Consider the following 20286-nt stretch of genomic DNA (forward strand, 5'->3'; position numbering starts at 1 on the left):
AACCGAACATCATTTCCGGAGCCTTTGGATGGATCATAGACTCACGCTCTGGGCGTGATGGCCTGTGACCGTTTACGCCAGAGGTAGTCATTCTCGCAGGTGGTTCTGAGTCAACGATTTCGATAGGGTCCCAGCATCTCTCGAAGAAGGCGACGAAGCCGTGATGAATTACGGCTACCCCACACCGCCAGATACTCGGGATTGGAAGGTGGGCCGAATTTCGCCCCTCCGCCAAAGAAGTTTCAAATTGATCGATGCTGCCGAAGGTAGCTATTATTGCCTCACTCGGGGCTGCACAAAAACAAGAATTATAAGTTTTATAGCGGTAGACTTGGATCATGACTGAACGGTAACCGGTGTTCTGTCCCCACGTTGTCCCTCTGCGTTACGATTTTCCGAGATCAGGGAAACGACCCGTCTGGGATTATCAATGCTAGCTGAGCAGGCATTTGATCGCTGGCCTGCAGGTTGCCGTTGCGAAGACGTCCCGCAAACGGTTATTTGGAACAACAGCGCGGATGGCTCACCGGCGAGCGAGGAAGCCTTGAAACTCCATCGGTAACGGCGAAATGTTTGCGATTCGGCTCGGAGCGGGGATTGGATGAATTTGAAAGCAGCGTCAGTAATTGCCGTTACCATAGGATCAGCAATCGCGGCATTTGGGGCTGTCGATGCGGTCATCGCTGCTCCTGAACGGATTGGCTGCTACGGCGACAATTGGCGTCCCACTCTCACCATGCTTGAGCCGACGCCCGCCGGTCCGATGAAGTTCAAGACCTTGCGGTGCACGCCGATCCCAGAAGGCTGGCCGAGGATGGTCCCGCCTGCGCTGTCGCCAAACGGCGAGCTTGTCTACGCGTTCGGTTCCTGGAAAGGTTTGTGGCTTGGTGATGTGACGCGTGGTGGTCGCGCTCATACGGTGAATGAAAGACTTCCTGGAGACCTCTTCACACTGACGGCTCCCTTTACCTGGCTGAATGACTCCTCGTCAGTCATCGGCGTGAAGCGTGAGACGACCGTTGCCGGCAGCGTCTCGAATAGTTCTCTGCGGCCATATATCTTCAGAGTGGATGGCTCACAGACGAAGCTGCCCGAACTCACTCATCCAGATGGCTCACTCGATAGGATTTACTGGATCGATGGTTCGGGGTTAGCACTTGCGGGCTTTGGGATGGACGAGCGTGGCGACGAAAAGGAAGACCAGAATAGACAAACGCTCGCTTTCGTTGACGCTCATACCGGAGCGATTTTACAAGCAGTGGAAAAGGCAAGCGTGCCAGGGCTAGCCGATCAAAGAAGCCTGGAAGCTGTTAAATCCAAGATCGACCCATCCGGGAAGGCACACGTTCTCGTGAAATGGGAACCCAGCAAATGGTTGCTCTGGGTTCAAGGTCAATCCCCGCAAGTCGTTCCTTTACCACCGACTGCCCGCTGGTCGCCGTTCGTGCTTTCGAGCGATGCCTCGAGCGTCTTGATAATGGGCAACCTGAGCGCGACGGGTTGGGTGTGTGAACTCTCAGATCGTTGCCCCCAGCCCATACCACAATCGGGAATGATCGCTGAATTCCGGGACCTCTCAACCGGTCTCGTGAGATGGACGATTTCTGGCACTGCTTCGTATTTTTCCCGGAGTCTGCATCCGGCCGTCAGCCCAGATGGCCGCTGGGGTTTGATATCGCTCCCGGACGAGCAAGGAGCCGCACTTGCATTGATTTCAATGACATCTGGTAAAGTGATTCAGAAAATCCGGCAGCCGGGTTGGGGGCCGATAGGCCTGTCATTCTCCGCTGACAGTAAGTCCGCATTCGTCACTGGTGGAACGATTGTGGCTACATATGCCGTGATCGAATAAGTGTCGTTTGGATAGAAGGCAAGATATCCAAGTATGTCCTCTACGGCTTCATAAGGGCTTTCGTGGTCCAGACGGCGTTGATCGCGCGTTCGCCCATGAAGGGATGGAGAGAATTGTTCATGGGATCCCATAAACAATTCAATGTAAGCGCTGTTCCCCTGCCACGCTGACAACTCGGCCTTTTCCCTTTCGGAGGCCACCGATAGGATAGAGACGCCAATAGCCGGTGTGCGGACGTTGACAGCGTCACAAGCTCCCCTCAGACTTCTCTGACTGGTCGAAACTTTGGCAGGTGCGTGGTGAGAAATGGTCGATAGTCGGGAACATTGGAGAGAGATCGACCCAGGGGAACGCGCCCTTTTGATGCACCTTCTGCGAGACGATTTTCAGGGCAGAGCAGAAATTCTTGAGCAGATGAACTCAGTGGAGGTCATGCGGGTTAGCCCTGAAGGAAGTTTGAAGCTCCGGACGAGCGGCCCGGTAGCGGAAGTAAAAGACAGTGATGCGCCGTCGCCGCGAGAGAACGACAAAATTCCAGTCGAAGGCTTCTATGACGACAAAACCAGCAAAAACAGCTTTCTAAGTGTGGCAAAAATCGTGCGTCTAGCGTTGCATGTCACCGACGGCCGACTTTCTGAACTTGAGATTTACAAAGAGGACGGCAGCACAATCGTGACCGATCCATACGAAATCGACCTTTCGAGGGTTCATTTCTATTAAGCAGCGACGCTATCAACCGCGACCAGTGTGACATCGTGCATGGTTTTATCTGAGAAGGAACGGCAGATGTCTTTGGGTAGAGCTGACCTGCCACTGAACTTTCATCCAGCGGCGGTTAGAGCCTCGGCGGCTTTGAATACGCCAAATGGCGCGGTGTGAGCAACCGGCGGAAACGCGAAGCTTTCATCTGCGCAGCGTTGGAGCCGGTTGCGGCGATTGTCCCGGCATAGTCTGCCGGGGTCTGATATCCGAGCGATGAGTGCGGCCGGAAATGGTTATAATCCTCAGCCCATTCAGCGATGGCGCTGCGGGCATGATCGAGGCCGAAGAAGAGGCTCTCGTTGAGCAACTCGTCGCGCATGCGACCGTTGAAACTCTCGACATAGCCGTTCTGCATTGGCTTTCCCGGCGCGATGTAGTGCCACTCGACCTTGTGATCCTTCGACCAGGCAAGAATGGCATTCGAGGTGAATTCGGTGCCGTTGTCGGAGACAATCATGTCAGGCTTGCCGCGTCGTTCGATCAGCGTCGTCAGTTCCCGAGCAACACGGCGACCGGAGATCGACGTGTCGGGGATTGCCGCCAGGCATTCGCGCGTCACATCATCTACAACGTTTAGCACCCGGAAGCGTCTACCGCAGGCAAACTGGTCGTGGACGAAATCCAGCGACCAGCGGGCATTGGCCTTCGCTTCGACCAGGATCGGCGCACGCGTGCCGACAGCACGCCGACGGGCCTTTCGCTTACGAACGGAAAGACCTTCCTCGCGATAAAGACGGTATATGCGATTGACCCCGGACAACTCCCCGTCTCGCCGAAGCAGGATGAATAGCCGCCGGTAGCCGAAACGCCGTCGCTCATTAGCGAGGTCACGCAGCTTCGCTCGCAGATCGACCTCCGGCGGTCGAAATGCGATGCGGATGTTCATCCCAATCGCGACGATCAAAAAGATGTTCGACTAAACCCTGCCGCTCATGGAGTTCTCGGCGGGCCCGTCGTAAGGATTTCGTCATGAGTTTAGAAGGTGAGGTCTCCTCGACCAGGGGTGCAGCGAGACCGACCGCAGCCAAGCTAGGATCGCGAAGTCCGGGCGTGCAAGAACCTCATCTTCGAAGACCCGTTCACCGGTAGGTTGAATGCGGTCATGTCCCACGTCACTCAACGAGTTCCATAAATATGCTTACACCTCAACAACTAGGCGTGGGAGCAGCATAGGATGACGGTCGCACAGGGTAGGGTGAAGGTCGCCGGTTCGTTTCTCAAGACGTTCAAATTTGAATCTGGGGAGCTAAAGGATATCATCTGCCGCACCACTGGATTTTAAAGCGAGCGGCGGCCACGCCGTAAATTCTGTGGTTGTTGCTCGCCCATCGCCGGTTTGACGAACAGTTCAAGAATGTCGCATCCGAGGACGCTCGCGATCTTTCCGAGAGAATCGATCCCGAGATTTACCCGCTTCCGCTCAATTTGAGAAATTGAGACGCGCTCGTTGATCGTTCAATACGCGTACAATCGGGCCTTCTTGAACAAGCAGGCGATGGGAACGCTTGGCGTCGGGACCGATCGGTTTCCAAAGCTTCCCGACACGGAATTCGAACGGGACGGCGATGGCAGATACACCGGCGTCGTCTTCGGCAACACCTGGACGTTCGTTGCTCTTGAAACCATGGTGCCGCAACTCTCCTTCGACGAGGAAGTAAGCTCGCTGACCTCGAGCATCCACGGTTTGAACCGCTTCGGTGTCACCTCCGTCATTGATGCCGGCAGCAGGTGGGGATATCCAAAAGCCCAGTCGATGGTTGAAGTTCTCTCACGGGAAAAGCGAGTGAACGTTCGCATGCTCTTCATTGTCCTACAGCTCGGCGGCGGACCCGGCGTCAGCATGACGGACTTGCAGCTCGCGGCGATCACGAAGACGGCGCCGATCAGTCCTGGACAGAATCTGGATCCATCGCTGGCGCACGGGCACGAGTATCGAGGCGCAGGCGAAGTCCTCGAGGCGGAGGTGCACGATCATGAGAACTTCGAGCGTCCGGCCGTCATCATTCCTCCCGAGCATATGCATCGGCTGGTTGACCGGGAAATCAGGAAGCTCGTCCAGAGGCGGATGCCGTTCCGCGAGCATATCAGCTACAACGAGAATATAACGCCGTTCCTCGACGCGTTGGAAGCTCTCAACAAGGAGATCCCTTTCAATGGACTGCGGTGGAGCCTCGAGCATGCCGAGACAATCAGCCCGGAAAATATCGAACGGGTGAAGAAACTGGGCGGAGGCATCGCGCTGGATCACAAGATGGCACTTCATGGCGACGCTTTCATCAAGAGCCATGGGCGCGAGCAGGCCCCGCGGACGCCGCATCTACGCCAGCTTGTCGATAGCGGCATTCCGCTTGCAATGAGCACCGGTGCTTTTCGTGCCGCCACGTTCAATCCCTGGGTGGGTCTGAGCTGGATGGTCACCGGCAGGTCTCTGTCGGGATCCGAAGTGCTTGCTCCTGAAAACAGGCTCACCCGCGACGAAGCGCTCAAACTCTTCACCAAGGGGCCCGCCTGGTTCATGAACACGGAATCCGAGATGGGATTGATTGCTCCCGGCAGTCTCGCAGATTTCGCCATCCTGGACCGGGATTACTTCTCGGTTCCGGACGATCAGATCAAGTCAGTCTCGTCAGTGCTCACCGTCATGGACGGCAGGGTCGTCTTTGGTGCGCAGGACTACGCCGCCCTTTCGCCGACCCTCCCGCCGATTTTGCCTGCGTGGTCGCCGGTCAAGTATTTCGGAACATACTACGGCGAGAAATGAAATCGGAAAATCAAACCTCGAGTGTCTCCCCGGAAAGCTTCCCCGTCGGCACGAAACCAAACATCCTCAACCCACGGAGATCGATTACATGAAACCCTCTATCAGGCCTTCCGATGAAGACGCAGCCGCCACGTCGGCCCGGCTGGAAATCGAAAAAGCGCTCGCGCAATACGAGGCCGCCTTGAATGGCTCGGACACCGCCGCTGTCGCTAAAATGTTCGTGGCCGACGCTGTGTTCATGGCGCCGAACAATCCTTCCGCTATCGGCCTAGATGCGATCCGAAAGGCGTATGACGGCATATTTCAGACAATTACCTTCGACACGGAATTGGCTGTGGAGGAAGTTGTGCAGACCGCACCTGAGTGGGCCTTCGTACGCACCAACTCGAAAGGGTTCGTCACCGTCAAGGCCATCGAACAACGCGTTCCAGACGCCAACCACGAGCTGTTCATTTTCCAGAGGGACGCTAGCATTCAGTGGAAAATAGCCCGCTATTCCTTTGCGACAAACAATCCGCTGCCGCATTGACTTCAAGCTGCGCCATCAACCTCTGAAGTGGCGGCAAGAATGCCACCTTGAACCTGGGAGAGCGGCATCAAAAAGTGCCGCTCTCGCCCAAAGGCTGCTTGTCGTGGTGCGGGCGATCAAAACATTCGATAAGCATGTCCGTTAGCGTCTTCACTTTTTCCGACGGATAGGGACTGGGGGCCCGCACGACGAGGATACCTGCCGGGGGCACCGGGTATCGGTTCATGACTGCGACCAGCGCACCTGAAGCGATGTGATCTGCAACAAGTGGTTCCGGAAGATAAGCGAGTCCCACCCCCTCCACAGCGGCTGCGACAAGTGAGAGTGCATTGTCGGCGATGAAGCGTCCGTTGGGGCGCACGGCAGTGACGTCGTCCCCGTCCATGAATTTCCAAACCTCCGCCTCCCGCATCACAACCCGATGGTTCACGATCTCCTGGGGCGTCTCGGGCGCCCGTTCAGCATCGATGTAGCTCGGACTCGCGACGAGCTTACCGAACATGGGGCCGACCCGCTTTGCAACGAGATTGGAATCTGGAAGATGTCCTACCCGGATTGCACAGTCGAAGCCTTCTCCCACGAGGTCCACGAAGCGATCAGTATATGATGAAAGCACCTGGAGCTTCGGATATCGTCGCGCTAGCCTGGCGAGATCCGGAGCGAAATGTGTTGGCCCGAAGGACAGCGGAGCGGCGATCCTCATGCGTCCCTGCAACTCGCCCGCCTGCGAAACCGCCTCCCGAGCCATGTCAACTTCGGCGCAGATGCGGGCGGCGTACGCCTTGAACGTCGAACCGGTTTCGGTGACGACCATGCCGCGCGTTGTTCTCGAGAGCAATTGCGCGCCGAGGTCTGCTTCAAGTTGGGTGATCCGCCGACTGATTATCGTCTTTGAGGTACCCAGACGGAGCGCGGCCGCGGAGACGCGGCCGGAGTCTGCAACCTCCAGGAAAATCCTCAGGTCTTCTATTTCCAAAGGCTGAATCCCTTCTTGGTGGACGACGCCGCAGGTTCGAGTCTTGTCGAATACATTCCCTAGACCCTCCGAGCACGGCGAAGCGGGACGGCCCCTCTTCCGTAAGGGCCGTCCGTAGGATGAAGGTGCCTCAGGCGATCGCGCCGCCATCCGCGGTGAGCGTCGCGCCTGTGATGACGCTCGCGGCGGAGCTTGCCAGGAATACAACGGCGTTTGCGATCTCCTTCGGCTCGCCATAGCGTCCCAGCGACGTCAGGCTTCGCTGGAAGTCTGCTGACGCGCCGTCGGCCGGATTGGCATCCGTGTCCGTCGCTCCAGGCTGGACCAGGTTCACGGTGATGCCGAACGGCCCAAGCTCACGCGAGAGGCCGCGCGTGAAGGATGTCAGTGCCGCCTTCGACATTGCGTAAGGCGTTATACCGGGAAAGGGCACCCGCTCGCCGAGCGCAGAACCGATCGTGATTATGCGCCCGCCGTCGCGCAAATGCGGGATGACCGCTTTTGCGAACAGCACCGGCGCTCTTACGTTAACGTCCATGAGTGTTTGATATTCGTCCAGGTTCAGATCGGCGATGTTTCCTGAATGGCCGATCGCTGCGCTGTTGACGAGGATGTCCAGCCCGCCTAGCGCGGCCACGGCGTCCTCGACAGCCCGCGCGATCGCCTGTGGATCGGCACTGTCGGCCTGGATGGCGGTGGCTCGGCGGCCGCGGCTTTCGACGGACCGGGCAACCGCCGCGGCCTTCTCGCTCGAACTTTGATAGGTGAACGCCACATCCGCACCATTCTCCGCAAACGCTTCCACGATGGCCGCGCCGATGCCGCGCGAGCCGCCCGTGACCAAAGCGCGCTTTCCATTCAAATCGATCATTTGCGTCGATTCCTTTCTTCGTCGTCGGTCTTGAAGTCGGGAGAGCCGCAGCTTTGCGGATGCGCCCGACAGGGTGTCCCGCCTATTTCGTGACCCTGGGGCAGCGGTTGAAGTGACCATGAATGCGACAGCTTGTTGCACTGTGGGGAACGGCGACCGCGTCCGATCCCGGTCGTTGCAGGTCGCGCAACACGACGTTCCCCATGGCGAACCCTTTCTCGCGAACACGGACAACCTACATGTCTCTACAAGTTGCTTGAAGAATGGAGTGATGATGAAGGCCGCCGTCTACGACAATCCGGGACCACCGTCTGTGCTCAAATACGTCGACGTGCCTGATCCGGTCTGCAGGGCGGACGAAGTCGTCATTAGGGTGGAAGCGATCTCCATCGAAGGCGGAGATCTGATCAATCGCAGATCGACGTCACAGCCACCTCGGTGGGTGGTCGGGTATCAGCGGCCGGCACGGTCGTGAGTGTGGGCAAGGACGTGACCACCCGTACCGTTGGCGACAAGGTCGCTGCCTTCAGCATGCAGGGATCGCATGCTGAACTCTGGGCTGTCGCTGCTTCGCGAACGTGGCCGGTTCCCGCAGGACTGGACATGGCAAGGGCCGCCGCGCTGCCCATCTCCTTCGGCTCTGCCTAACCCGGCTGTCGGTGTAGGCGAAACGATCCTAATTCACGCTGCGGCCGGTGGCGTAGGGCTCGCGGCGGTACAGCTTGCCAAGCGGGCAGGGGCGACCGTGATCGCGGCGGCGAGCGGGAGCGAAAGGCAGGCCCGTCTAATCGAACTCGGCGCCACCTTCGTCATCGACCGACTCCAGCACGACGTCGTGGAAGAAGCGCGCCGACTGACCGATGGGAAGGGCGTCGATCTGCTTATCGACCCGGTCGCTCCACATTGCAAGCTTCGCTCTCCGCACTCGCACTGGGCGGGCGTCTCGTCTTCCTTGGCAATGCCGGCGGCGGAAAGCTCGATGTCAATCTATGGCAGCCGATGCAGAACAATCAGACGCTGCAGGGGGTATTCATGGGATCCATCTTCGAACGGCCTTCGGTGCACGGCACCGTCGACGATCTCCTTGCCACCGCCGCAGCCGGAAAGATCGACGTCGTGATCGACCGATCTTTCGCGCTCGAAGACGCTGCGCACGCGCACAACTACGCCGAGACCGCCAAGCCTCTCGGGCGGATCGTGATGACCCCATGAACGATGGAAAGAGGACCACCTTATGATCAAGCGGGTTTCGTTCAGAAACAGAGGGATCGAAGTCGTCGGCAATATCCACTTGCCGACGGACTTCGACGAGACTGGCACATATCCTGCGATCATCCTTGCGACACCGGGCAGCAGCGTGAAGGAACAGATCGGCGCCGTCTACGCCGAAAGGCTCTCCGCATACGGCTTCATAGCCCTCACGTTCGACCCGTCTTATCAGGGCGAGAGCGGCGGTGAACCACGTGATCTCGAAGATCCGGCCGTTCGTGTGGAAGACATTCATTGCGCGGTCGATCTTCTGACCACGCTACCCTACGTCGATGAGGCGCGAATCGGACTCCTTGGGATCTGCGCAGGTGGCGGCTACGCGATCAAGGCAGCACTGACCGAAAGGCGCTTCAAGGCGGTGGGCACGGTCGTTGCCAATGACATCGGCGAAGCGATGCGCCGCCTGCTTCCCGACGCCCGTCAGACGCTCCTGGACGTCGCGGCGGAGCGCACTGCGCAGGCGCGCGGTGCCGCGGCACGGAGAGATCCATGGATTCCTGATAGCATAGCCGACGCCAAGGCCGCAGGAATAACCGATCCTGAATTGCTGGAGGCCGTCACGTTCTATCGGGAGTCGGCGTATTGGCATCCGAATTCGACGAATCGCCTGCTGTTCGTCAGCTATGGCGCCTTGCTGGTTTTCGACGCGTTCAGCCTTGTGCCCGAGCTGCTGACCCAGCCGCTGCAGGTGATCGTCGGCGGGCGCCGGGGTCCGACCGGACAGTACGAGGCGGGGAGGCGTCTGTTCGACCTTTCTCCGTCGAGGGCGAAGCACTTCTTCGAAGTCGAAGGCGCGGGACACTACGACATGTACTACAAGCCGGAATATGTCGGCCCGGCGGTCGCACGGCTGGCCGAGTTCTTTTCAGAACATCTTGCGCCGTAGGATTCGGCGGGCTGCTAGGACGAGCCGGAGTCGTAGCACTCGATCAGCATCTCTGTCAGCACACGCACCTTCTTGGCAGGATGCTGTCCAGGAGGCCTGACCACGAAGATGCCAGCGGTGGGAGGCGGATACTTCGGCATCACTTCGACGAGGGCACCGGAGGCGATGTGTTGGTCCGTAAGACCGTTCGGAAGTCTGGCGATGCCTAGTCCTTCCAGCGCGGCAGCGAGCAATGCTACTCCGTTGTCGGCCTTGAACCGTCCTTGCGGCCGGGTGTTGAGTACTTGGTCGCCATCTGTGACTTGCCAACTCTCAGTTCCCTGCATGAGCGCCTCATGCTTGAGAAGTTCGTCCGGCGTCTCGGGCGAGCCGTTCCGGGTGACGTAGTCGGGGCTCGCAACGAACTTCGCGTAGAGTGGTCCAACGCGCCTGGCCACGAGATTGGAATCCGGCAGGTATCCGATCCGGATCGCACAGTCGAAACCTTCCGTAATGAGATCGACGAAGCGGTCGGTGTAGCACGAGGTAACCTGGAGGTGCGAGTGTCGGCGCGCCATCTGAGACAGGACAGGAGCGAGGTGGGTCGGCCCGAACGACAGAGGGGCCGCGACCCTGATGCGCCCGCGAAGCTCGCCCGCCGGCAATATCGTCTCGCGGGCCGCATCGATCTCCGCCGAAACCCTCGCCGCATAATCTCGGAAAGTCGCGCCTTCCTCAGTCAGTGCGATGCCGCGGGTCGTTCGCGCGATGAGCTGAACGCCCAACTCCGCCTCAAGACGAGCGATACGCCGGCTAACCATCGACTTGGAGACGCCAAGTCGCTGCGCGGCGGGTGTCACCCCTCCTGCGTCGGCGACTTCCACAAAGGTCCTGAGATCGTCGATTTCCATTTTGCGTTCCCCTTTCTGCAACACAGCTCGCGTTTCCGAGGGCTACCGCATCAGGGCTGGCACTGACAAGGTTTTCGTGGATCGACGTCCAACGGACGCGTTCGCATCTGTCGACGAACCAACAAACAAGGATGTTTCATGACCTTTCGTAACGGCCTCGCCTCGCTTCTCCGCCCTGAAGATTCGGTTCTCGTCCTCATCGACCATCAGCCGTATCAGCTCGCGAACGTAAACAGCCACGAACCGACGATGGTGGTCAGCAACACGGTAGGCCTGGCCAAAGCGGCCAAGGCTTTCGACGTTCCGACTGTCCTCACCACGGTGATCGCGGAACGCGGCGGCAACCTGTTCCCGCAGATCGCCGACGTCTTTCCCGGCCAGGAAATCATCGACCGAACGCTCATCAACACCTGGCAGGATTCGAAGGTTGTCGACGTGGTGAAGGCGACAGGCCGCAAGCAACTGGTAATCGCGGGCCTCTGGACCGAGGTATGTGTTGCCATGCCAGCAATTCAGGCCGCTGGCGAGGGCTGGGATGTCACGGTCATCACAGACGCCTCTGGCGCAGTCTCGTCCGAGGCGCACCAGATCGCAATTCAGCGCATGATCGCAGCCGGCGTCAACATGATGACCTGGCTCGCGCTCGCAGCCGAATGGCAGCGCGACTGGGCCCGTGCCGAACAGGCTGCGAAGATCACCGACGTCATCGTCCAGCACTCTGGCGGGAGCGGCATCGCATATCTGTGGGAGCAGCAGTTGCTCAATACCCAGGCACCGAAAGCTGGTGCTGGAGCATAAGTACGCTTAAAAAGAGGAGCGGGTGCGTCACGCGTCACCGCTTCTCGCTATGAATGGATGATCATCGGCCGAAGAAGAGGACGAAACACATGAGCTGGAACCCTGCGATCGAACCAGGATGCCCTGATGAGGTCGGCGTGGAGGCGATTGAGACCTTGATCGTTCCGCGAGCTCGCGATCTTGGCGGTTTCGAAGTCCGACGGGCGCTGCCCGCACCGAACCGACAGATGGTCGGCCCGTTCATATTCTTCGACCAGGCCGGTCCCGCCGAACTCCTGACGGGGCAGGGCGTCGACGTCCGGCCCCACCCGCATATCGGTCTCGGCACCGTGACCTACCTCTACCAAGGAGACTTTCATCACCGGGACAGCACCGGTGCCGACCAGATCATCAGGCCAGGAGAGTTGAACTGGATGGTCGCGGGCAAAGGCGTATCGCACTCGGAGCGCACGAGTGCCGCGGCAAGGAGGGGACCGAACAGCCTGTTCGGAATACAGACGTGGCTCGCCCTGCCTGACGGCCACGAGGACGTGGCGCCTTCCTTCGAGCACCACGGCCGGAGCGCGCTTCCGATGATCGAAGACAAAGGCGTCTCGGCGCGGCTGATCCTCGGAAACGCCTATGGCGAGCGCGCTCCCGCTAAGATGTTTTCGGAGACCTTCTATGCCGACGTTAAGCTGGATCAGCTCGCCCGTCTTCCGATCCCAGATGAACACGAAGACCGCGCCATCTACGTCGTTGAAGGTTCGATCTCGGTCGCCGGACAGGAATTCGGCACGATGCAGATGATGGTGTTCCGTCCCGGAGACAGGATAACCGTCGCGGCCGGCGAACGCGGCGCCCGGATTATGATACTCGGAGGCGCAACGTTCTCCGGGCCAAGATACATCTGGTGGAACTTCGTCGCCTCGTCGATGGAACGTATCGAGGAAGCCAAGGCCGAATGGCGAGCCGGAAAGTGGGGCGAGGGCCGTTTCGACCTTCCTGCTGACGACCGCGGTGAGTTCATACCCTTGCCCGATTGATGCCTCATGTAAGCCTGGACGCGAGGGCTTGACCCGATGTCATGTAACGAAGAGAGCTAATTCGTGGGAGAGGCTCATGCCGACGACAATAGACGAGGTGCATCAGGCAGACGAAGAGTTGTTCCGAGCTGTTGATGAAGCGATCGATCAAGCCGTTCGAGCCGCCGGCGCCAAGCTCCAGTCCCTCGGCGTTTCCGCTGCGCCACACGACTACTTCAGCGATGGAGCGCTTCGCCACCTCTTCATGCGCCTTTGCGGCGCCGATGCCCGAACATTCGAAAATGGCGATCCCGACGTCGTCTGGAAGATTCTCTATGCCGGGCGCAACGTCGCTCGGAGGTGGGAAAGGCAGCAAGGCAGGCCAGCGTCGATGCGACAGAAGAATGAACGCGCAGAAGATATCGCGAAGAATCAAAGCGAACGACAACAGTTGGCTAGATCGGCGGAATCCTTTGCCTTCAGAACCGTCCTTCGTGCCTTGATGGAGAAAGCGCGTGCCACCGATCCGCAGATCGACGCTCGGCTACAAGCGACGGTGGACGCCCGTGCGGCAGAACTCGCCGACGGCTCCGAAGCAGAGCGAGCTTTCATCGAAACCGCGCGAAACTACCTAGCGCTCTTCACCAAATCAACCGGCTGACGACCGTCCCTACCGCCGAAGGAAAGAGGCATGACGAGAGACAATCCTGCTGGCAGTTCCGCCGATAAGGAAATCGCCGACGTCATTGAGCGTGCCGACAAAAGGTTGGCCACAGCGATCTTCGCCGCTCTGCAGGATGCGAGAAATCAAGCCGCAGAAGACATGGCGGCTATCGGACAAGAGGACGCGACGCCGGCCCCGGAATACTTCGCTGCGGTCGTCCATCAGCGCATGTATTGCGTTATGTGCGGCGCTGATCCCGACACGTTCGCCGGAGGGGATCCTGAAATGGCCTACCACGTCATTCGCAACAGTCAGAACATTGCCAAACACTATTGGTCAGCGGAGATCGACGTTGATCCTCCGGAATTTAAGGTCACCTAGTGCCTCTTGAACTAGGAGTCTTCAATCCGGACATTTCGACCCCGGCCGCATGAGACTGTGTGATCCCGTGTCCGAAATCCTTCGAGCAGCTGTACTTGATGTCCCCTCCAATAGAGCAACGGCGCTGTCTACTGATGACGGGCGGGCAATATTGGTCGCCTGGGCATCGGATCGCTAACCGGTAGAATCGAAACCGCCGCTTCGGCAGTTGCCGGGGGACGCCAGAGCCTGTCTCGATTGACGAGATCAGTCAGCGCTGACAGAGATGGGTAGGCGATATAGCTATAATAGCTATCGACGTCATAAAAATGCGCGGCATCACCTTTTGAGGAGGCAGTGAATAGAAACGATTGTGCTTGCCGAAGTTTCGGGTGCAACGGCATGAGGCGGCCTTTGAAGCAGCGAACTGATGTGGAGGATAGCCGGTTAAGCCTGCACCTGACAACGATTTGAACGTTGATCGGCACAGAGTTTCAGTTCCACAAATTGTTGTTATCGCACAGATCTGAGATACCGGGTCGGCGGTTCAAATCTAGTCAAGGCGCGCAAGGCTGGCTCGCTTTCGCAAGCGCCAAATTGGAAATGAAGATTAGGTGAATGAACGTTGGCTTGGCGCCCGTCATGTGGATCGTTCAGGCATTTCGGAACGGGGCGTTAAGCTACCGTTCGCTATGGCGAGCAGACAGAGCCCCCAACGGCGGATTGCGTTGAAAAGTCGGCGTTGCTGTCGGTGGGAAGTTCTGATTCAGTCTTTCCAGAAATTGGGAGGACCTGGCGACGATAAGCGCTCGAGGCTGGCGAGACGGCAGGATGGGTCCGATCCCGTCCCCCCGTCTCGGGCCATAGGGGCGCTCTCAGACGTTGATTATGCCGACTTCGATCATGCTCCGCGCGGCCGCCTCGATCGCCTCGGCGGGCGGTCGCGGTTGCCATCCCAAAAGACGCCTGGCTTTGGCGCCGCTCGCCGACAGATCAACACCAAGAAGCGGAAGAAGCGCTCTCACCTTGGCATCGGTCTCGGCTGCGGCCTTCATGTCTGCGTCCGACACCTCTTTGGTGGATACCTTTCGCGCCTGCTCGCCGAGGCGTTCCTTGAGAATCCTGGCTACATCGACGAGCCATAGCGCGTCACCAGAGGTCGCGAGAAAGCGTTGGCCCGCGGCGGCCGGATCAGTCATTGCCAGCAAGTGAAGGTCAGCCACATCGCGAACGTCAACAAAACAGGACTGGATCCTAGGCTGCCCGGGCTGGCCCTCGATCATGCCCTTCAGCATCATCAGCGAATGCGAGGTGTCCGGGCCAAGAGCCCGGCCCATGACGGCGGTCGGATTTATCGTTGCCAGTTCCATCTGACCGCGTCCATTGGAGATGAACTCCCAGGCGGCGCGCTCCGCCAACGTCTTCGATTTCTGATAAGGCGCGATAGGACCGTCGAGATCACTCCAATCTTCCTCGGTGAAGGGGCGGCCGGGACTGGCCTTGCCAGCGCCAATAGCCCCGAAGGCGGAGGTCAGCACCACTCGTTTCACCCCAGCGTCGCGGGCCGCACGGAGCAGCCGAAGGTTGCCGTCGACGGCGGGCCGGATCCAGTCTTCTTCGCTCGCATAGTTTCCTGAGGGCGTGGAGGACGCGCTATGAATGGCATAGACGCAACCTTGCGCGGCGTCGGCCCATCCCTCGTCCTTGAGCAGGTCGGTCTCGACGAAGCTTAGCCGGTCCCCCGGCTCGGCGCCGCCATGGGCCAGATAGGCACGGACCTCTTCTTCCCGGTCGAGCGATCGAATCGCGGCCCGTACCCGGAAACCGGCGGCAAGCGCCGCGATGATCGTGTGCTGCCCGATAAATCCGGTTCCCCCGGTGATTAGGACTGTGTCGTCTGCCATAAATGCTCCGAAAGCGGTTAATGTCTTCAACCGTAAAATAGCCGGTCAAGTCGGATTGAGAATGCTTGAACGTCTAAGATACATACGCGATAGTCCAACGATGACTTCTGACGCACTCTCCGAAATTCTCCATCTCACAACCGTGGAATCGATGGTAACCGGTGGCTTTGACGCAGGGGGGCAATGGGCCCTCCGGTTTCCGGCCCCGAAGTCGATCAAGTTTTTCGCCCTGACTCAGGGCGCATGCTGGACGCAGATCGATGGCGAAGCGCCTGTGCGCTTCGAAGAAGGGGATGTCGGTCTTCTGACGGCGCAGCGCCCCTACACAGTATCGAGCGATCGTCGGTGACGCCGCTCGACGCGATGGCGCTGTTTTCCTGGCGCGGCCGCTCGTTCGTCACCCTAGGCGATGGAGCGGATTGCAGTTATCTGGGAGGGCATGTCTTGCTCGATCCGACCAGCGGAACGCTTCTGTCGGAAGCCCTGCCGCCGTGGCTGCGCATCGACGGTAGGACCGAGCAGGCCGGGCGGTTTCGGTGGTTGCTCGACGAACTAGTGACCGAGCGCACGCAGCGCCTTCCGGGAAACGCCCTTGTCGCATCGCAGCTGGCGCAATTGCTGTTCGTTCAGATTTTGCGGGCACAGATGAATGCCAACAGCCGCATTCCCCGGGGTTGGTTGCGCGCACTAGGCGATCCACGCCTCGCGCCGGCCGTGCAGCTCATGCATGAGGATCCGGCGCGCTCGTGGCATTTAGACGAACTGGCCCGGGCCTGCGCGATGTCGCGGTCGAGCTTCGCCGCGCGCTTTACCGCGACGGCAGGTATCGGGCCGCTCGGCTATCTTGCTCGGTGGCGTATTCACATTGCTTGCAAGGCGCTGCGGGACGACGATTTGCCGGTGGCATCGGTTGCCGCCCTGATAGGCTATTCCTCGCAAGGAGCGTTCAGCAATGCCTTCAAGCGGGCGACCGGCCTGTCGCCTTCTCTGTGGCGCGAAAGACAAGCGGGAGCCAACGCGGCTTGAAGCCGTTGCTGCTGGTCAGGATGGATGTACGCTCGGGTTTTTTCGAGACGTTCCACTTCGAACCCTCACCCAACTCATTTCTTTGGGGCGGTTTTCGGTTTCGGTTGATAGAGACGCCGTTTGACGTTCGAGCGCAGAGCATTGCGCACATCCTTGTCTACCACCGACAGGTCGAACCATTCGGGATCAAAATAGCCACCGCACCAGTGAATGGTTTCGGCATATTCAGGATCTTCCCGATCGGCGATGATCTCCAGGAACCGCTCGTATCCGGACACGCCACCAACATCCTCGGGCGGTCGCGCCCTCGCGCCGGCGACGCAGGTACCATGTTTAGGCGTCGCAGAAAGCGTCAGGAATTCCTCGACCACGACGGTGTGCCGCCAGCCGTCCCCGAAATCATAATGGTAGCTGAAAATAGAACATTGTTCGAAGTCCAGTAAACGAACCTCTTCCTGATCGAAAACACGAGGATCGTCATCGGCCGCATCCTCCACTAGGGTCTCGACGTCGCCATACCGCAGACCACCGATGCGGAATTCATAGAGATGATAGTTCCACCAATTGAATGCTGCCTGAATTCCGAGATGCAGATGCTCCAGGTTCCAATGGGTAGGCAGGACCAACCGGCGCCAGACGCCCGGGTCGATCTCGTCGATGGAAACTCTGATCTGCACAGCATTCACGCGTTTGAACATGGCACAAATGAACAAGGTCGGAGGAGGGTCGTCAAGAAGGCTCGATTGTAGTCGTATTCGCATTGGCCTTCAGTGATAGCGATCTGCCGGCTTGTGCAGCCTTTGACGCTTACTATCTCTGATACGACCCTGAACAGGAGCATCGCCGTGGATCAAAGCGCGGCCGATCTGCTGCCGAAAGTCTGCATCGAAATTCTTCCGCCGGACCGCGAAGAGCCGTGCGCTTCGGATGCAACCACCTGTCCGTGTTGTCGAGAGTTGCGCCCGGCATCCAGCATGGACGAGGACGGCTGCGGGATCTGCGACGAATGCCTGGCGCCGTGACTTCCAGTCGAGAAGCACCTCCTTCTGTTCCTGCGTCATTCGAATCCGCGCTTGCGAAATTGCCGAGCGGCTATGTCGACGGATATTTTGGTAATCGATCGTGGGGAGTGACCGTCAGGCGGTCGGAGGATGGTAAACGGACCTGGCTCTATGGCGAGGAGCTTAGCGGAACCGATATCGTCAGCTTCAACCTCTATCGACTGGCTGGACCGGGGTCGATGCTGAAGCCGTGCGAAATGTCCTCCGCCAAGGTGATCGAATTCGTTCTCGGCTTTGAGCCCAGGATAGAGAAGGCTGCGTCTCCACCATAATGGCCCGAAAAATGACCGCAGGATCTATATTGCATTGCAGCAAGTGCATGGCTGCACTGCGATCTGAGCGCTGGCGGTCGGAGCAACGAGGCGATGCACCTCCTCCCGCAGAGCTTCGTGGTTTCAGGCGACCCACTCCTCCTCCCAAGGGGAGCCTGACGGAACAGCGGCGCTCCTCCTCCCAGCCGTTGTCCAATCTTTTGGAAAAGCCTGCCGCACCTCCTCCCGCGGCGGGCTTTTTCATTTTCCGAAACAAGTCCGGAATTCAGGCGTCAAAGCAGACTGCCCTGTTCCACCGGTTCGCCGGATTTGGACACGATTGTGGACCCGTATGGTTCGCGGGACGAGATGATGAGCGCATCATTCGGTAACGGACGGGCCAGCTCCTTGGCTTCTTCCCATGGCGCCCGCATCCAGGTGTCGGTCTCTTCTTCCGTCAGTAATAGGACCGGCATGGCCTTTTCATGGATTGGCTTCACCAGGTCGTTGGGATCCGTGGTCAAAAACCCATAAAGATCGTCGATTGCTCAGGCCGTCCCTGACCTTTCGGACACTCTGCCATTGCGGCACATGGATGCCAGCAAAGAACATCAGCGGCTTACTTTCATCGCGAGCGAACCAGGCGTTCGGCACATTGCCGCCTTGCTGCTGGCTGGCCGGATCCGGCTCGGCGAAACTGGTGACCGGGACGAGGCATCTGTTTTCGACGCCGAACCATCGCTTCCAGTGCGGAAAACTGAGCTTGCGCACATTGGTCGTGCCGCGATCAGCCTCCATGCGGACCAGTTCTTCGAGATCGAATGCCTTGCCTTTCGCCAAAAGTTTCTCGGCCTTGGCTTTGGCCGCCCTCTCAAGTGCGAAGCGCGGCGAGGGCAGTCCCCAGCGCGCATGGACCAGTTGCTTCTTTCCGTCGGCGGTGTTGCGGACGATCGGCCCCATCTGATCGGGGTTCATCTGGTAGGCGGGCATCAGGTTGATCAGGCTTTCGGCGTCCTGGGCCCATTTGGCGACCCAGTCCTTGTCTTCCATGCGATATAGGTTGCACATAGCAGGCCATCTGCTCCGCTTGAGCTCGAATGGCGGACAATCTAGCGGATGGCGCTGATTTCGCTAGTCGAGCCGGAAGACGTCGGCATTGTCCTGCCGTTCGCGCAAGCCCTTGTAGGATGGATGGCGAAGTTTCCCGTCCGTTGTCCAGGCGCCAAACTCGATCTCGGCGATCAGCGTCGGCTGGACCCAGATGACGTCGGCACTTCCGGAATAGGGCAGGGGCGGCTGCTTTCGCTTTCATCGCAGCGTGTCCAGCATCTTCCGCAACCTGATGATTTCGGCTTGCCTGAAGCCCGTGCCGACGCTTCCGACGTGGACGAGGTCGGCACCGCGGTAGGCGGCAAGCACCAACGAGCCGAAGCCGGCAGGGGACGCTGACGACTTCTCATAACCGACAATGAAGAATGCCTCGCTCTGGACGCATTTGACTTTCACCCCCGGCCGGAACGATAAGGCCGGTCGAGGTGCTTGCCGACGATGCCTTCCAGGCCGAGACGGCAGATATGCTCCAGCAGGACGGCTGGTCCGGCATCGAGTGTTTCCGATAGCCTGACGGCGCCGACCTGGTCATTCCCTGGGGCGTTTAACGTGTCCTCGAGAAGGTGTCGGCGCGAACGGTATTCGACACCGCGCAGATCGTGCCCGTCCAGATAGATAAGATCGAAAGCATAAAGGATGGCGTTAGAGGCGCGGTTGCCAGCTTGTTTGCCGGATGCGCCCAGCGATTGCTGCAGCAGCCCAAAATCCGGCTGCCCCTCTTCGTCGAGCACGACCGCCTCGCCGTCCATGATCATCGTCGCCGGGCTCGGGCGGCCTGCTCTATCGCCGGAAACCGATGCGTCCAGTCAAGCCGCCACGCGTGAGGATCCGGATCCCTTGCGGCTCGATATGAACGGCAAGGCGATAGCCATCCCATTTCAGTTCCCAGCTCCACTCGCTTCCCCTTGCGGGATGGGACTTCAATTGCGCCAGCGCGGGCTCGACGCGCTCGGGCATGGGATCGAACAGCAGCTGTGGTTGGGCTGGATTGCGCTTGCCTGTGACGATACCGACTTGTCCCCGCAATTCACACAAAGGGATTAGCGCTCGCAAACGCTCGGAAAAAAATCCAAAGGCAGCTATTGGGCTCATTCCCTTCGGTATTCTGCCGATTTCTAATGTTCAGGATAATATTCCCATCCCTCCGGTTGCTTGGCTCTTTAAATCGGTCGGAACAGCACACGCCTGCGCCCGCGCCATCAGGCGCGAAACGGTCATCGTGCCTTCAGGTGAGACCGTCCGTGCCGTCGAGAAGCTGCCGAGATCGTTGCTGCGCCTTCCCGGCGGGACGATTCTGTCGCCGAAGTCTAAG

Annotated in this window: 16 protein-coding genes and 5 pseudogenes; 13 read left to right on the forward strand and 8 right to left on the reverse strand. The window is 59.1% G+C overall.

The window, feature by feature from the left end:
- Nucleotides 1–601 precede the first annotated feature (601 nt).
- Entirely contained in the window at nucleotides 602–1852 is a 1251-nt protein-coding gene (locus AC244Q_RS26755; protein WP_128406318.1) for a YncE family protein, read from the forward strand.
- A gap of 306 nt (nucleotides 1853–2158) precedes the next feature.
- Nucleotides 2159–2572: a DUF6984 family protein gene (locus tag AC244Q_RS26760; protein ID WP_128406319.1), complete on the forward strand. Its 414-nt coding sequence runs from the start codon at nucleotides 2159–2161 to the stop codon at nucleotides 2570–2572.
- Between the two features lie 101 nt (nucleotides 2573–2673).
- Here the strand turns inward: AC244Q_RS26760 and AC244Q_RS26765 are convergent.
- Nucleotides 2674–3479: pseudogene (locus AC244Q_RS26765) on the reverse strand (IS3 family transposase); the annotation flags it as partial.
- A gap of 576 nt (nucleotides 3480–4055) precedes the next feature.
- Here AC244Q_RS26765 and AC244Q_RS26770 point away from each other — a divergent pair.
- Both AC244Q_RS26770 and AC244Q_RS26775 read left to right on the forward strand, forming a co-directional pair.
- A pseudogene (locus tag AC244Q_RS26770) lies at nucleotides 4056–5375 on the forward strand (amidohydrolase family protein); the annotation flags it as partial.
- Nucleotides 5376–5463: 88 nt separating this feature from the next.
- Nucleotides 5464–5904, forward strand: coding sequence for a YybH family protein (locus tag AC244Q_RS26775; protein ID WP_128406320.1), 441 nt, complete (start codon nucleotides 5464–5466; stop codon nucleotides 5902–5904).
- Between the two features lie 67 nt (nucleotides 5905–5971).
- On the opposite strand, the gene AC244Q_RS26780 is transcribed toward AC244Q_RS26775, so the two are convergent.
- Complete coding sequence (locus AC244Q_RS26780) at nucleotides 5972–6880, reverse strand: LysR family transcriptional regulator (protein WP_128406321.1); 909 nt, start codon at nucleotides 6878–6880, stop codon at nucleotides 5972–5974.
- A 130-nt stretch (nucleotides 6881–7010) separates the two neighbouring features.
- Nucleotides 7011–7751, reverse strand: a complete 741-nt coding sequence (locus tag AC244Q_RS26785) for an SDR family NAD(P)-dependent oxidoreductase (protein ID WP_128406322.1) — start codon at nucleotides 7749–7751, stop codon at nucleotides 7011–7013.
- 274 nt (nucleotides 7752–8025) lie between these two features.
- Here AC244Q_RS26785 and AC244Q_RS26790 point away from each other — a divergent pair.
- Nucleotides 8026–8963 (forward strand): annotated as a pseudogene (locus AC244Q_RS26790) (quinone oxidoreductase family protein).
- A gap of 22 nt (nucleotides 8964–8985) precedes the next feature.
- The gene (locus AC244Q_RS26795; RefSeq protein ID WP_128406323.1) at nucleotides 8986–9906 is read left to right on the forward strand and encodes an alpha/beta hydrolase; all 921 of its coding nucleotides are present in this window, start codon (nucleotides 8986–8988) and stop codon (nucleotides 9904–9906) included.
- A 14-nt stretch (nucleotides 9907–9920) separates the two neighbouring features.
- Here the strand turns inward: AC244Q_RS26795 and AC244Q_RS26800 are convergent, their stop codons facing one another.
- Nucleotides 9921–10796 carry a LysR family transcriptional regulator gene (locus AC244Q_RS26800; protein ID WP_128406324.1) on the reverse strand — a complete coding sequence of 292 codons (876 nt, stop codon included), beginning with the start codon at nucleotides 10794–10796 and terminating at the stop codon, nucleotides 9921–9923.
- Between the two features lie 138 nt (nucleotides 10797–10934).
- Here AC244Q_RS26800 and AC244Q_RS26805 point away from each other — a divergent pair, with 138 nt between their 5' ends.
- The 4 genes from AC244Q_RS26805 (at nucleotide 10935) to AC244Q_RS26820 (ending at nucleotide 13643) form a co-directional block, all read left to right on the forward strand.
- A complete protein-coding gene (locus AC244Q_RS26805) occupies nucleotides 10935–11594 on the forward strand; it encodes a hydrolase (RefSeq protein ID WP_128406325.1) in 660 nt (219 codons plus the stop codon).
- An 89-nt stretch (nucleotides 11595–11683) separates the two neighbouring features.
- On the forward strand, nucleotides 11684–12619 hold the full coding sequence (locus AC244Q_RS26810) for a pirin family protein (RefSeq protein ID WP_128406326.1): 936 nt from the start codon (nucleotides 11684–11686) through the stop codon (nucleotides 12617–12619).
- A 97-nt stretch (nucleotides 12620–12716) separates the two neighbouring features.
- Nucleotides 12717–13259 carry a hypothetical protein gene (locus AC244Q_RS26815; RefSeq protein WP_245460450.1) on the forward strand — a complete coding sequence of 181 codons (543 nt, stop codon included), beginning with the start codon at nucleotides 12717–12719 and terminating at the stop codon, nucleotides 13257–13259.
- A 30-nt stretch (nucleotides 13260–13289) separates the two neighbouring features.
- Nucleotides 13290–13643 (forward strand): hypothetical protein, encoded by a 354-nt coding sequence (locus AC244Q_RS26820; protein ID WP_128406328.1) that lies wholly within the window; start codon nucleotides 13290–13292, stop codon nucleotides 13641–13643.
- An 854-nt stretch (nucleotides 13644–14497) separates the two neighbouring features.
- On the opposite strand, the gene AC244Q_RS26825 is transcribed toward AC244Q_RS26820, so the two are convergent.
- The gene (locus AC244Q_RS26825; protein ID WP_128406329.1) at nucleotides 14498–15526 is read right to left on the reverse strand and encodes an NAD-dependent epimerase/dehydratase family protein; all 1029 of its coding nucleotides are present in this window, start codon (nucleotides 15524–15526) and stop codon (nucleotides 14498–14500) included.
- A gap of 151 nt (nucleotides 15527–15677) precedes the next feature.
- Here AC244Q_RS26825 and AC244Q_RS26830 point away from each other — a divergent pair, with 151 nt between their 5' ends.
- Nucleotides 15678–15875: a cupin domain-containing protein gene (locus tag AC244Q_RS26830; protein ID WP_281024077.1), complete on the forward strand. Its 198-nt coding sequence runs from the start codon at nucleotides 15678–15680 to the stop codon at nucleotides 15873–15875.
- Nucleotides 15872–16552, forward strand: a complete 681-nt coding sequence (locus AC244Q_RS26835; protein ID WP_281024075.1) for an AraC family transcriptional regulator — start codon at nucleotides 15872–15874, stop codon at nucleotides 16550–16552. Before AC244Q_RS26830 ends, AC244Q_RS26835 begins: the two co-directional genes overlap by 4 nt.
- A 74-nt stretch (nucleotides 16553–16626) precedes the next feature.
- On the opposite strand, the gene AC244Q_RS26840 is transcribed toward AC244Q_RS26835, so the two are convergent.
- Nucleotides 16627–17250: a plasmid pRiA4b ORF-3 family protein gene (locus AC244Q_RS26840; protein ID WP_128406330.1), complete on the reverse strand. Its 624-nt coding sequence runs from the start codon at nucleotides 17248–17250 to the stop codon at nucleotides 16627–16629.
- A gap of 308 nt (nucleotides 17251–17558) precedes the next feature.
- Between AC244Q_RS26840 and AC244Q_RS26845 the strand changes: the two genes are divergently transcribed.
- Nucleotides 17559–17885: a hypothetical protein gene (locus tag AC244Q_RS26845; protein WP_128406331.1), complete on the forward strand. Its 327-nt coding sequence runs from the start codon at nucleotides 17559–17561 to the stop codon at nucleotides 17883–17885.
- Between the two features lie 272 nt (nucleotides 17886–18157).
- On the opposite strand, the pseudogene AC244Q_RS26850 reads toward AC244Q_RS26845, so the two are convergent.
- Nucleotides 18158–18932, reverse strand: a pseudogene (locus AC244Q_RS26850) (SOS response-associated peptidase).
- A 63-nt stretch (nucleotides 18933–18995) separates the two neighbouring features.
- Nucleotides 18996–20066: pseudogene (ligD, locus tag AC244Q_RS26855) on the reverse strand (non-homologous end-joining DNA ligase).
- Between the last annotated feature and the right edge of the window lie 220 nt (nucleotides 20067–20286).

The organism is Rhizobium sp. CB2179 (assembly GCF_057653455.1).